The organism is Psychrobacter sp. (assembly GCF_035469765.1).
Lineage (GTDB): Bacteria > Pseudomonadota > Gammaproteobacteria > Pseudomonadales > Moraxellaceae > Psychrobacter.
Genome location: NZ_DATIRM010000006.1, coordinates 1 through 12,673, shown reverse-complemented (window position 1 = coordinate 12,673; position 12,673 = coordinate 1). Strand labels below are relative to the sequence as shown.

Below are 12,673 nucleotides of genomic sequence, written 5' to 3'. Positions count from 1 at the left end.
GACTGATAAGAGGGTGTATCCACTCCTGCATAAAGTGCCTTATAGGTAGCTGAAACATCTTTAGATGCAATGAACTATCAAATTGATAGCATTAAGGAAATTTTACAGCATAAATCGCATAAAAGCTCTAGTAATATTAATGACATAAAGTTCTATAAAGGCGAGAAAAATAGATGAGAGGGAGAGAACCGTGACTGTATACGCTATCATTCGGTTAAGATAAAACACGTATTATTTTTAATCTTGTATTTGCCATAAAAGTAGAAAAATAAGATAACGGGCAATTAATGGGTTGGATTCGCTAACGGCGTGGCGACCAAAACTTTACCAATATCGATGTTGAGGTAGTCAGTTTTGAGACGATTAAAGCGGTAAAGAACATACTGGCTAAGACTAAGACAATGGATAATCCGGTTTGGATATCAAGCCAAATACTGCCCCAGACACCGAGCGTCACTCCAAGCTGTGCGGTAAACAGCGCGATAATGACCATCTGTTTTGGTGACGCTGACCACAGACGGGCAGTGAGCGCTGGCAATACCAATAAGCCACTGATTAACAAACTGCCAACTGCTTGCAAAGCAATCGCACAGAACCCTGCCAATACGCCCATGAAAAACAAGCGCTGGCGAGTGGGATTAATACCCTGTATGCGTGCTAATGCTTCGTGGGTTGCCAGTTTGATTTGCGCTGGCCATATATAAATAAGCAGCGCCAATCCTACCAGTACGCTACCCGCAATTAAGGGTAAATCTGACCAATCAAGTTCAAGCAAGTTACCAAACAAGAACCCTAAGACGTTTGCTTGCTGATCGGTTAGCTGGGTTAAAGTTAATAGTCCCAAACACAGTAAGGATACGGCAACCACTGCTAGTACCGCATCGGCTGGTAAGCGCTCATCATCAATCAATACCAGTCCTAATACCACCATCACACTGACCAATGCAATACCAATGCCCATGGGCAGCTGCCACCATACTGCCAGTGCCACACCGAGTAGTGTGCCATGTGCCAACGCATCCGCGAAAAAAGCCATACGTCGCCACAACACCAAACATCCTAAAGGCGCTGAAAGCAATGCTAAGATACTACCGGCAATCCATGCAGGTGCAATAATGGCTAACCAAGCAGTCATAATACATATCCGTAAATTTTTATAAAAAGGGTATAAGGCAATTTTTGCTTTAAGCAAGTTGGTTTTTATTGTATTTAACTGGGTGCGTGATGCTCGCAGGCATGTGGCTGATGGACATACGGCTGCTCATAATGATGACCGAATAGTTTCTGAAACTCACTGCTGATGGCAAGCTCGCTTGGCCGTCCTTCACAACAGATATGCTTATTCAAACAAATCACCCTTCGGCTACCTTTCATAACCCAGTGCAGATCATGAGATACCACTAGCATGGCGCAGCGTAAAAAATCCGGTAGTTCATCGATAAACTGATACAACCAAACCTCAGTATCAGGATCAAGACCCTGCATCGGTTCATCTAAAATCAATAAATTGGGCTTATCTAATAACGCCCGTGCCAATAATACCCGTTGGGTTTCACCGCCCGATAGATGCAGCATTTGCCGTGATAGTAGATGGGTCAATGATAATTTATCAAATATAAACTGCCGCTGCTCAGGCGTTAGGCGTTTTTTATGGGCTTGCGCTAACAAGTCGCTGACGCGCAATGGTAGTATTGGTGGCACAGAAAATCGCTGCGGCACATAGCCTATCTGTAAATTCTGGTACGGTGTTATCTGTCCAGCTGTCGGTTCAATCAAACCCAAAATAAGCTTAACCAGTGTCGACTTGCCAGCACCATTAGGACCAATAACGCTTACCGTCTCATTGACCGCAATGTCGATATTAATATTAGAGAGCAAACGTTGTTGACCAATATAGTAGCTGACATTACTTAAGTTCAGCAGCTTACTTGTATTATTCATCAGATGACCGCGCATATGGATAGGGAGATAGGTTTAAATATAAGAGTAAGCTAATTGTCTACTGACAAGCTTGGCAACGACCGCTTAGCTCAATCACACTACGAGCAACGGTAAAGCCGATATCTTCCTCAGCAAAGCTCATCATCTCTTGAATGGGTAAGCTGCTACATTCTTGTACACGCTGACACTGCTCACAAATTAAGAAGGCTGCCGTATGATGAGCGCGCGGATGACAGCAAGGTACATACGCATTAATAGAAGTCAGTTGATGAATCAAACCCTCACTTAACAAAAACTCCAAACTTCGATAGACGGTTGGCGGCGCGACATTTTTTGCGCCAGTAAGTTCATTTTCATTATCTAAGAGTCGCATTTGCTGTAATTGAGTGATTAAATCATAAGCACCCACTGGCTTATTGGCTTGCAATATCAGCGTATATATCTGCTGTCTTAAGGGCGTAAAACGCACACCGCGCATACAAGACTGCTCTTTTGCAGCTTTTAGACGCTCGGTCACATCCTGTGGCGTAAAATCTTGCACATCGTGTACATGCTCACAGGTCGATGAAGTGATCAGCATAGCAAAAACTCCTAAAAACAATCTGAGTAAGTGTGGCAAACAGGCAGAGTTTATAAAACGCTGCCTAGTATAACGGCAAATGATACGGGCAATACGCAGATTTGCCATTACTTTTAATCAATATCGTTTTTATATGATTGGTTGCGATTAGCAAAAATAGAATCACTAAAATGAAAAATAAAAGTGTGATTTTATAATGTTATAGTATAACATAATGGTCATTGTAAATATAATATATTAAAAATATCGCAGTTCAATGACTTAATAGGATCAATAACGCATGATTGCCAATGCTTATAACGCCACGACCATTTTAGATAAAAACTTAAACGTTCAAGAAAAGAACCTTTTGCATAAGATGCAGCAATTAATACAGCAGTATTTTTTAATAGCTAGCTTATTGATGTTAGGGTTTTTGGCGCTACCTGCTCAAGCAGCAACTGTGAGTGTCAGTAATTATCCTTTGTTTTTGTTAAGCCAAGCGGTTACTGAAGGCGCCCCCCCTGCCAAGCAGTTGCTACAAGCAGGGGAGGTGGGGCATCATGGCAGTATCAGCCCAGGTGATATAAAGGCGATTCAGGACAGCACCTTTGTCGTTTGGTTTGGTGAGTCACTAGAAAATAATTTGGCAGCAAACTTGAACAACGCACCCAACTCTATTGCTTTATTTAAATTTGATGCGTTTAAGCGTCATCCCTTGCGCGATATCAAAGGCAAGCCTATCGCTGGTACGTTAGATCCGCATATTTGGCTCGACCCTGACAATGCCAAAGCCATTACTCGCGCCCTTGCTGTCATTCATAGTCATGCTAATCCGCAATATAAAAAGCTTTATCATGCCAATGCGCAAAAATTTGCCCAACGTATGGATGCAGCAGTGGCAAAGTTAAACCTTAATGCTAAGCAAAAACCTTTGCCGTATTGGGCTTATCATGACGCTTATCAATATATAGAGAGCAGCGCCAATCTACAGCTAATTGGTAGCTTAAGTACTGACGATCATTTGGCACCAAAAGCCAGTCAACTACGTTGGCTTAATGAGCAGCGCCCAGCTAAACAGATGTGTCTGGTCAGTCCAAGTGCGCCTGCTAAAGGTTTGCTTGCCAAGCTACAGCCCGTTCGAGATACTGTTCAGTTAGAAGACATGAGCAACAGTAAAGACTTTGTCAGTGGATGGCAAACGATGGCGCAGCAAATTCACCAATGTATTTCATAAAATCGTTGTATCTTGCAAAAAGTTATTACGTGATGCGCTTATAATCTTTTGAAATAACCCATAATTATCTTTAAGGTAATTATGGGCTTATTGATAGACGAATAAATGGTGTTTTTTAGACAGCATGGTTGACAACTGCAATTCACTTGCTTAACAAATATCAGATTTTACTTGCTTAAAAAGAGTTCGCTCCTTATAATAAGTGGCGTTTAATTTTGGTTAAAAGGTAACATCTGTAGAGTGAGCCATTCACGGATAATAGTGTCGCAATGATATTAGATAGCGATATAATCCAAATGTTTAAGGCTATAGAAATACCATGACCAAGCCTGCCAAACGCACACAGAAAGATAAGATTGGCATTTATATCAAACGTCAAGCATGGATACTATTTATCCTTATTATTATTGCTTGGCTTGTAGATACGATGTGGCTGCATAGCGCACTAACTGTTGCAAAAAGTACCGCTATTGGTGCCTTGCTGAGTTTTGCCACACAAGCGGTCTTTGCTTTTTTTATCTTTTGGTATACCGGTTATCGTGCGCGCTTACATATTGTTAGCCAGCTTTATCGGGGTCAGATGGCCAAATGGCTATTGACTGTGTTTGGTTTCGCACTAATTTTTATTACCGTACAACCCCTATCAGCGCCAGCGCTGTTTATCGGTTTTATGGTAATGCAAATTAGTCACAGTTGGATGTTGTGGCATATACGCTAGTGTTAATAAATGATAACTACATACATAGTTACAGTATTCATTGCGCTTAGCAAGTCACCCTGCCGTCCAGCTTCTCTATGACTGATTTTAGAAAGTCGAAGCATAATAATTGTCTTAGGACAGTACCAACTATCGTGATACGAGCGTTTGATATAAGGGTAGCGTGCAGTAATGTGCGGGTAGGGGAGCGCGAAATGGGCTTTTACTACTATCTATAATTAAATTCTTACAATTTAATTATAGATGCAAAGCAACGGTGTTAAACGCCACTAGCAGCTAACTTATTCATACAGCGGATAAAAAAGTCACAATTGACTTTACACGAATACAACCCTGCATTAATATATGCAACTAAATATTTTACTTACTAGCGCTGTATTGAGCGCCGACTGTGAAAACACGGCAATAAGTAAACATGTACATAAGAATTTTGCGTACACATGTAAAGGGCTATTACTGAACTATTATAAGCCCTTTTTTGATAGCTAAAATTTATCTTACGCTATCAAATCAGCATGAGTCATAGAACTATGGGTTGGATGTTATTGGTTACATGAGCGTGTTAGCATGATTCATTTGCTTGCTTTGTTGCAAGGCAGATAGACAGACTAAAATCTCATCAGATGACAACCATATTTTTGGTAGTTGATTAAATCGTTGATTAATAAGAAGCTGACATTATGGCAGGCGAGCAAACAACAACAGAATATATCTCTCACCACTTAACGAACTGGACGTACGGCTATCTGCCGGGCGAAGGTTGGAAAGTTGCCTATAATGCTGAAGAAGCTAGTGCAATGGGCTTTAAAGCTATCCACCTTGATTCTATGCTTTGGTCAATTGGTCTAGGCATTGTTTTCTGCGCCATCTTCTGGATGGTCGCTAGGAAAGTCACTTCAGGCGTGCCGGGTAAAACTCAGGCTGCGGTTGAGATGATCGTTGAGTTCGTTGATAACAACGTTCGTGATTCGTATAGTGGTACCTCAAAGCTGATTGCGCCTCTGGCGTTGACTATCTTTGTATGGATATTCTTAATGAACTTGATGGATTTACTACCCGTCGACTTTATCCCTATGATTGCTGGCCAAATCGGCGCACTGATGGGACATGATCCACATCATGTGTACTTTAAGATTGTTCCAACCACGGATCCTAATATCACGCTTGGCATGTCTTTTTCTGTCTTTATACTGATTCTGTTTTATAGTATCAAAGAAAAAGGTTTAGGCGGCTTTGTTGGCGAGCTAACACTGCATCCGTTTAGTGCCAAAAATCCTATCGTACAAATTATTTTAATACCCATCAACTTTATCTTAGAGTTTGTTACTCTGATAGCCAAGCCTATCTCTTTAGGTTTACGACTATTCGGTAACATGTATGCTGGTGAGTTGATTTTCATACTGATTGCCCTAATGCCGTTTTGGATTCAATGGGCGTTATCAGTACCGTGGGCTATTTTCCACATCTTAATTATTACACTTCAAGCGTTCGTATTTATGATGCTGACGATAGTTTATATGTCACTTGCATCATCAACTGAACATTAATTAGACATTCAATAGGTAAATGAGGATACATCCATGGATCCAGTATTAGGTGGTTACACAGTTATCGCAGTAGCACTACTTATCGGTTTAGGTGCACTAGGCACAGGTATTGGTTTTGCTATTCTAGGTGGTAAATTCCTAGAAGGTGTTGCGCGTCAGCCAGAACTTGGTTCACAGTTGCAAACTCGTATGTTCATCGTAGCAGGTCTTCTTGATGCTATTCCGATGATCGGTGTTGGTATTGCTATGCTATTGTTGTTCGCTAACCCTCTAGCAGGTTAATCAGAAAGCTCAGTTGTAAATGTTTGGTAGTCAAAGTTTGTATCTTAACCATAGCCAAAGTTTGGCTATCAAATATGATCAATGAAACTGATTTTTCATTAACAAAGAGGTGATCACGTGAATATCAATTCTACCCTCATCGGTCAAGCCATTGCTTTTGCAATCTTTGTGATGTTCTGCATGAAATTCGTGTGGCCACCACTTATCGGCGCTATTAATGACCGTCAGCGTAAAATTGCTGAAGGCTTAAATGCCGCAGAAAAAGCAAAAGCAGATTTGGCGACCGCGGAGCGAGATGTACAGCAGGAGCTTGATCTTGCAAAGACTAAAGCTGCTGCTCTGATCGAGCAAGCAAACAAAAGCGCCAATCAACTTGTTGAAGATGCAAAATCGCAAGCCCAAGTGGAAGGCGAGCGCATTCGCCAACAAGCACAAGCGGCAATCGACCAAGAAATCAATCAAGCGCGTGAATCATTACGTGCCCAAGTTGCGGAATTGGCGGTACTTGGTGCAGAAAAGATTTTGCAAGACAAAGTCGATGTGCAAAAACATGCCAGCATGTTAGACCAACTGGCGGCGAAGCTGTAATTGTGAGGATATAATGGCTGACTTATCAACCTTAGCACGACCGTACGCTAAAGCCGCGTTTGACTATGCCAATGAAAACGGGGCAGTAAATGAGTGGGAAGACTTCTTGTTTGTTGCCGCCACCGTTGTCAATGACAAGTCGTTCAGTACTTGGCTAGACAATCCAGCTGTTTCTGCTGAGCATAAGTCAGCTGCTTTGGTCGATCTTTATGATACACAAGTAGCTAGCGCTAATGATTCTGCTTTTAAGCAGTTATTAGATGCAAATAAAGGGGTTCGCCCTGACAGCAATGCCAGCTATCCAAAAGTATCAGTAGCATTTAGTAACTTCGTTAAACAGTTATCAGAACAAGAGCGTCTGGCACTGCTTCCTGAAGTTTATGAGCATTATCGCCGTCACAAGGCAGTAAGCTTAAAGCAGCTTGACGCTTATGTGACCTCTGCTTATCCATTAACCGATGATCAGCGTGATATGCTGCAAGCACGTCTTGCTGCTTCGCTAAATGCTAGCGTAGTGATTCATGAATCGGTGGATGCTAGTCTTTTGGCAGGCGTTACGATCAAAGTCGGTGACAAAGTCATTGATGATTCGATGCGCGGCAAGTTACAACAGTTAAAAACACAGCTAACGGCCTAATGCCAATCATTAACGTAGCTTAATCAAGCATGCGTGATATAAGAGCATTTACGTCAGTGGCGGGTTATCATAAATTAAAGGAAACAAGGCAATGCAACAATTGAATCCAGCGGAAATCAGTAACCTGATTAAGCAGCGCATTCAAGACCTTGATGCGGGTGCAACTGCAAAGAATGAAGGCACGATTGTCAAAGTATCTGACGGTATCGTGCAGATTCATGGTCTTGAAGATGCCATGTACGGCGAAATGATTGAGTTTGAAGGTGAAGTCTACGGAATGGCGCTCAACTTAGAGCGTGATTCTGTTGGCGCAGTAGTACTGGGTGACTTCCTAAAACTACAAGAAGGTCAAAAAGCCTATTGTACTGGTCGTATCCTTGAAGTTCCGGTAGGTCCTGAGTTGCTAGGTCGTGTTGTTGATGCTTTAGGTAACCCTATTGATGGCAAAGGTCCTATTAATGCCAAAATGACTGACAAAGTTGAGAAGATCGCCCCAGGCGTTATCGATCGTCAGTCAGTTGATCAGCCAGTAATGACAGGTTATAAGTCTGTTGATACCATGATTCCAATCGGTCGTGGTCAGCGTGAGCTTATCATTGGTGACCGTCAGACGGGTAAAACCGCGATGGCTATCGATGCGATTATTGCACAGAAATCATCTGGCATTAAGTGTGTCTATGTTGCAATCGGTCAGAAGCGTTCTACCATTGCTAACGTGGTACGTAAACTTGAGCAAACTGGTGCCCTTGAATATACGACGGTTGTCGTTGCTTCAGCGTCAGAGCCAGCAGCACTACAGTATATCGCACCGTATTCAGGTTGTACGATGGGCGAATACTTCCGTGACCGCGGCGAAGATGCACTGATTGTATTTGATGATTTATCAAAACAAGCAGTCGCTTATCGTCAAATCTCACTACTATTACGTCGTCCGCCAGGTCGTGAAGCCTATCCTGGTGACGTATTCTATTTACATTCACGTTTACTTGAGCGTGCATCACGCGTAAACGCGGCGTACGTAGAAAAATTCACCAATGGTGAAGTGGTTGGTAAAACGGGTTCTTTAACCGCGCTACCGATTATCGAAACTCAAGCTGGTGACGTCTCTGCATTCGTACCAACCAACGTGATTTCAATCACTGATGGTCAGATTTTCTTAGAATCAAGCCTATTTAACTCAGGTATCCGTCCGGCTGTGAACGCTGGTATTTCGGTATCGCGTGTTGGTGGTGCAGCTCAGACTAAGATTATTAAGAAACTGTCTGGTGGTATCCGTACCGCTCTAGCTCAGTATCGTGAACTTGCAGCATTTGCTCAGTTTGCATCAGATCTTGATGATGTAACGCGTGAACAGCTTGATCATGGTGAGCGTGTGACTGAACTGATGAAGCAAAAGCAATATCAGCCAATGTCTATTTCTGAGCAAGCCGCTGTTATCTACGCGTCAAACGAAGGTTTCTTAGCAGACGTACCAGTTGAAAAAATCGGTTCTTTTGAAGAAGCTTACTTACGTTATATGCATGATGAGCAAGCCGACTTAATGAAAGAGATTGATGACACTGCGAATTATAACGATGATATCGCAGGTCGTTTAAAGTCAGCTTTAGAGACTTTTAAACAAAATCACAGTTATTAATTTAACGGGTTAAGCCGAAATTGGTTAGGGCGCTCGTTTAGAGATGCTACAGTGGCGCGTTGTCTAATGAGATTTTTATTCAGACAGCAGCGCCACTATGCTAACCACCATCGGTCTAAGATTGCGTCATGCCACAAGATGTAAAGACATTATTCTGACATTTTAGTGTTTTAGATTGAACGATTGTTGCATACGCCCATGCTTTTTAACCCTCTTATATTGGAATCATTATGGCAAGCTTAAAAGAGATACGTGCCAAAGTCACCAGTATTAAAAGTACCCAGAAAATTACTCGCGCTATGCAGATGGTAGCCGCTAGTAAAATGCGCCGTGCCCAAGAGCGCATGGAAGTGGGTCGCCCGTATGCTGATAGTATGCGCCGGGTTATTTCGCATTTGGTGCATGCCTCATCAGATTACAAACATCCGTATATGGTAACCCGTCCAGTCGACAGAGTTGGCTATATTGTCATCACATCTGACCGTGGTTTAGCGGGTGGTTTGAATATCAACTTATTCAAAGCATTAACAAAAAGTATTCAGCAATATCAAGATCAGTCTGTACAAGCCGAATTTGCCGTGATTGGCTCTAAAGGTGTCAGCTTCTTTAAAAACTTTGGTGGCAAGGTCACTGCAGCAGTGACTGATTATGGTGACAAACCTACTTTTGAGCAGATAAACTCACCGGTTCAAGCGATGCTTGATGATTATACTAACGGTAAAATAGACCGCATTTATGTGGTTTATAACAAGTTCGTCAATGCAATGACCCAAAAGCCGACTGTCAATCAGTTGGTACCTTTACCAGACAGTGCGTTTGGTGAAGAAGAGAGTGGCATTCAGACAGAACTTAGCTGGGATTATATCTACGAGCCTGATATCAAAACATTGATTGATGAATTGCTAGGCCGTTATATTGAGTCGATTGTTTATCAAGCGGTAATGGAAAACATTGCCTCTGAGCAGTCCTCACGTATGGTTGCGATGAAAGCGGCGACAGATAATGCTGGTGACCTAATTAACGATTTACAGTTGGTTTATAACAAGCTGCGTCAAGCGGCGATTACCCGAGAAATCTCGGAAATCGTTGGCGGTGCTGCTGCTGTTTCATAATTGACTACACCTATATATAGAATTTCAAGGAGAACGCAATGAGTAGCGGTCGTATTGTACAGATTATTGGCGCGGTTCTTGACGTTGAGTTCAACCGTAATGAAGTACCTAAGATTTTTGATGCCTTGCAAGTTGATGGCACCGAAACTACTTTAGAAGTACAGCAACAGCTGGGTGATGGCATCGTACGTACGATTGCTATGGGTTCTACTGAAGGCCTAAAGCGTAACCTACCAGTTACTAATACTGGTGGCCCAATTTCTGTGCCAGTCGGTATTGGTACGCTAGGTCGTATCATGGATGTTCTTGGTCGTCCTATCGATGAAGAAGGTCCAGTAGAAGCATCTGAGCGCTGGTCAATTCACCGCGAAGCGCCAAGCTATGCAGAACAATCAAACAGTACTGAACTTTTAGAAACTGGTATTAAAGTAATCGATTTACTTTGCCCGTTTGCTAAAGGTGGTAAAGTTGGTTTGTTTGGTGGTGCTGGTGTTGGTAAAACCGTCAACATGATGGAATTGATCAACAACATCGCGCTTAAGCATGAAGGTCTATCAGTATTTGCTGGTGTTGGTGAGCGTACGCGTGAAGGGAATGACTTCTATCACGAAATGCAAGAAGCTGGCGTTGTCAACACTGAAGACTTTAGCAAATCTAAAGTTGCGATGGTATACGGTCAGATGAATGAGCCACCGGGTAACCGTCTACGTGTTGCACTGTCTGGTTTGACCATGGCTGAATACTTCCGTGATACCAAAGATCCTGCTACTGGCAAAGGTCGTGACGTATTGCTATTCGTTGATAACATCTACCGTTATACACTAGCCGGTACTGAAGTATCAGCATTGCTTGGTCGTATGCCATCAGCAGTTGGTTATCAGCCAACACTTGCTGAAGAAATGGGTATGCTCCAAGAGCGTATTACTTCTACGCAATCAGGTTCTATTACTTCTGTACAAGCAGTCTATGTACCTGCGGATGATTTGACGGATCCATCACCTGCGACTACCTTTGCTCACTTAGATGCAACTGTGGTACTAAGCCGTGATATCGCTTCACAAGGTATCTACCCTGCGGTTGATCCACTAGATTCAACGTCACGTCAGCTTGATCCATTAGTTATCGGTGAAGAGCATTACAACGTTGCTCGTGGTGTTCAGGAAATTCTACAGCGCTATAAAGAGCTGAAAGACATCATCGCGATTTTGGGTATGGATGAGTTATCAGAAGAAGATAAACTAGTCGTTTATCGCGCTCGTAAAATCCAGCGCTTCTTATCACAGCCATTCCACGTTGCTGAAGTATTCACTGGTGCACCTGGTAAATATGTTCCACTACGCGATACCATTGCTAGCTTTAAAGCAATCATTGCTGGTGAATATGACAGCTTACCAGAGCAAGCCTTCTATATGGCTGGCGGCATCGACGAAGTCGTTGCTAAAGCTGAAAAAATGAAGTCTTCTGCAGCGTAAGTTGTATTGGTATTGGCTAACGAGTAGGTGTAATATAAACTTTATATCTACTTTTTAGTAACGTGTTGCGTTTTTGATCGCGCTTTGATAGTAAGGAATTAAGTATGGCAACGTTACAATGTCGCGTCGTAAGTGCTCGTGAAGAGTTGTATTCAGGCGAAATTAGCATGTTAATAGCTAGTGGTACCGAAGGCGAGATTGGTATATTGCCAGGTCACACCCCGCTTATTACTTTGCTAAAGCCAGGTGCAATGCGTGTGCAAACGCCAAATGGCGAAGAAGAAGTGATTTATGTGTCAGGTGGCGTGCTAGAAGTACAACCAAAAATGGTGACGGTACTTGCTGATACTGCCATGCGTGCACACAATCTTGACGAAAGCAAAATCGTCGAAGCACGTAGAAAAGCTGAGCAAATGCTGGTTAACCAATCTGATACCGTACAAACCAATGCTGCTTTAGCATCATTGGCGGAATCTGTCGCTCAGCTACAGACCATCCGTAAGTACAAAAATCGTGCTTAATCTTTTTTGTGTGCAAGGGTAATGATTTGCTTTTGTAATCAATAATGAAAAGACAGTCCTTAATGGGCTGTTTTTTTATGGCTGATGATTTTATCTGCAAGCAACGGATTTTAGCTTTTAGTGGAAAAGCCACTAGCAACAATAGCAATATATGGTTATATTAAGGGTTAGAAATTGGTTTGATAAGTTATAGAGGTGAGCCATTTTATGTGCTTCCTTTAATGATGAAATCGACGATTTAGAGTTTCAGCAACAACAAGGCATTCGCTAGTGAATAAAAGTTATTTGATGTTTTTTGACTATGATAAAAGACATGATTTTTGGACGTAAATTAAAGTTTTGATGGTCGTAGTTTATAGGTTTTGTTAACGACTATAAGCTATAGTATAGGAAGCTGCAGGTTTAATAGTATACTGTGCTGCG

General features: G+C 42.3%; 13 protein-coding genes. 10 read left to right on the top strand and 3 right to left on the bottom strand.

The genetic code is table 11. The features are described 5' to 3' along the window. Positions 1–301 precede the first annotated feature (301 nt). From VLN09_RS00150 to VLN09_RS00140, 3 genes are all read right to left on the bottom strand, one after another. A complete protein-coding gene (locus VLN09_RS00150; RefSeq protein WP_325242925.1) occupies positions 302–1,135 on the bottom strand; it encodes a metal ABC transporter permease in 834 nt (277 codons plus the stop codon). 74 nt (positions 1,136–1,209) lie between these two features. After that, positions 1,210–1,941, bottom strand: a complete 732-nt coding sequence (locus VLN09_RS00145; protein ID WP_325242923.1) for a metal ABC transporter ATP-binding protein — start codon at positions 1,939–1,941, stop codon at positions 1,210–1,212. 58 nt (positions 1,942–1,999) lie between these two features. Then, the gene (locus VLN09_RS00140) at positions 2,000–2,521 is read right to left on the bottom strand and encodes a Fur family transcriptional regulator (RefSeq protein ID WP_325242921.1); all 522 of its coding nucleotides are present in this window, start codon (positions 2,519–2,521) and stop codon (positions 2,000–2,002) included. Between the two features lie 280 nt (positions 2,522–2,801). Between VLN09_RS00140 and VLN09_RS00135 the strand changes: the two genes are divergently transcribed. From VLN09_RS00135 to VLN09_RS00090, 10 genes are all read left to right on the top strand, one after another. Further along, a complete protein-coding gene (locus tag VLN09_RS00135; RefSeq protein WP_325242919.1) occupies positions 2,802–3,737 on the top strand; it encodes a metal ABC transporter solute-binding protein, Zn/Mn family in 936 nt (311 codons plus the stop codon). Between the two features lie 319 nt (positions 3,738–4,056). Then, complete coding sequence (locus VLN09_RS00130; protein ID WP_011514639.1) at positions 4,057–4,455, top strand: ATP synthase subunit I; 399 nt, start codon at positions 4,057–4,059, stop codon at positions 4,453–4,455. Between the two features lie 680 nt (positions 4,456–5,135). Next, positions 5,136–6,002 carry a F0F1 ATP synthase subunit A gene (atpB, locus tag VLN09_RS00125; RefSeq protein WP_011514638.1) on the top strand — a complete coding sequence of 289 codons (867 nt, stop codon included), beginning with the start codon at positions 5,136–5,138 and terminating at the stop codon, positions 6,000–6,002. A gap of 33 nt (positions 6,003–6,035) precedes the next feature. After that, complete coding sequence (gene atpE / locus VLN09_RS00120; protein WP_010197960.1) at positions 6,036–6,284, top strand: F0F1 ATP synthase subunit C; 249 nt, start codon at positions 6,036–6,038, stop codon at positions 6,282–6,284. A gap of 117 nt (positions 6,285–6,401) precedes the next feature. Next, positions 6,402–6,872 (top strand): F0F1 ATP synthase subunit B, encoded by a 471-nt coding sequence (locus VLN09_RS00115; protein ID WP_011281283.1) that lies wholly within the window; start codon positions 6,402–6,404, stop codon positions 6,870–6,872. A gap of 13 nt (positions 6,873–6,885) precedes the next feature. Beyond that, positions 6,886–7,509, top strand: coding sequence for a F0F1 ATP synthase subunit delta (locus tag VLN09_RS00110; protein ID WP_020444434.1), 624 nt, complete (start codon positions 6,886–6,888; stop codon positions 7,507–7,509). Between the two features lie 91 nt (positions 7,510–7,600). Then, the gene (gene atpA / locus VLN09_RS00105; RefSeq protein ID WP_325242913.1) at positions 7,601–9,145 is read left to right on the top strand and encodes a F0F1 ATP synthase subunit alpha; all 1,545 of its coding nucleotides are present in this window, start codon (positions 7,601–7,603) and stop codon (positions 9,143–9,145) included. Between the two features lie 230 nt (positions 9,146–9,375). After that, a complete protein-coding gene (gene atpG / locus VLN09_RS00100; RefSeq protein WP_325242911.1) occupies positions 9,376–10,257 on the top strand; it encodes a F0F1 ATP synthase subunit gamma in 882 nt (293 codons plus the stop codon). A 38-nt stretch (positions 10,258–10,295) separates the two neighbouring features. Beyond that, positions 10,296–11,729, top strand: a complete 1,434-nt coding sequence (gene atpD, locus VLN09_RS00095) for a F0F1 ATP synthase subunit beta (protein WP_325242909.1) — start codon at positions 10,296–10,298, stop codon at positions 11,727–11,729. Between the two features lie 104 nt (positions 11,730–11,833). Further along, positions 11,834–12,250 carry a F0F1 ATP synthase subunit epsilon gene (locus VLN09_RS00090; RefSeq protein WP_325242907.1) on the top strand — a complete coding sequence of 139 codons (417 nt, stop codon included), beginning with the start codon at positions 11,834–11,836 and terminating at the stop codon, positions 12,248–12,250. Positions 12,251–12,673 lie beyond the last annotated feature (423 nt).

Bases quoted from the DNA above. Each gene is read 5' to 3' on its own strand.
- VLN09_RS00150 (WP_325242925.1), bottom strand. From the start codon at position 1,135: ATGACTGCTTGGTTAGCCATTATTGCACCTGCATGGATTGCCGGTAGT.
- VLN09_RS00145 (WP_325242923.1), bottom strand. From the start codon at position 1,941: ATGAATAATACAAGTAAGCTGCTGAACTTAAGTAATGTCAGCTACTAT.
- VLN09_RS00140 (WP_325242921.1), bottom strand. From the start codon at position 2,521: ATGCTGATCACTTCATCGACCTGTGAGCATGTACACGATGTGCAAGAT.
- VLN09_RS00135 (WP_325242919.1), top strand. From the start codon at position 2,802: ATGATTGCCAATGCTTATAACGCCACGACCATTTTAGATAAAAACTTA.
- VLN09_RS00130 (WP_011514639.1), top strand. From the start codon at position 4,057: ATGACCAAGCCTGCCAAACGCACACAGAAAGATAAGATTGGCATTTAT.
- atpB (WP_011514638.1), top strand. From the start codon at position 5,136: ATGGCAGGCGAGCAAACAACAACAGAATATATCTCTCACCACTTAACG.
- atpE (WP_010197960.1), top strand. From the start codon at position 6,036: ATGGATCCAGTATTAGGTGGTTACACAGTTATCGCAGTAGCACTACTT.
- VLN09_RS00110 (WP_020444434.1), top strand. From the start codon at position 6,886: ATGGCTGACTTATCAACCTTAGCACGACCGTACGCTAAAGCCGCGTTT.
- atpA (WP_325242913.1), top strand. From the start codon at position 7,601: ATGCAACAATTGAATCCAGCGGAAATCAGTAACCTGATTAAGCAGCGC.
- atpG (WP_325242911.1), top strand. From the start codon at position 9,376: ATGGCAAGCTTAAAAGAGATACGTGCCAAAGTCACCAGTATTAAAAGT.
- atpD (WP_325242909.1), top strand. From the start codon at position 10,296: ATGAGTAGCGGTCGTATTGTACAGATTATTGGCGCGGTTCTTGACGTT.
- VLN09_RS00090 (WP_325242907.1), top strand. From the start codon at position 11,834: ATGGCAACGTTACAATGTCGCGTCGTAAGTGCTCGTGAAGAGTTGTAT.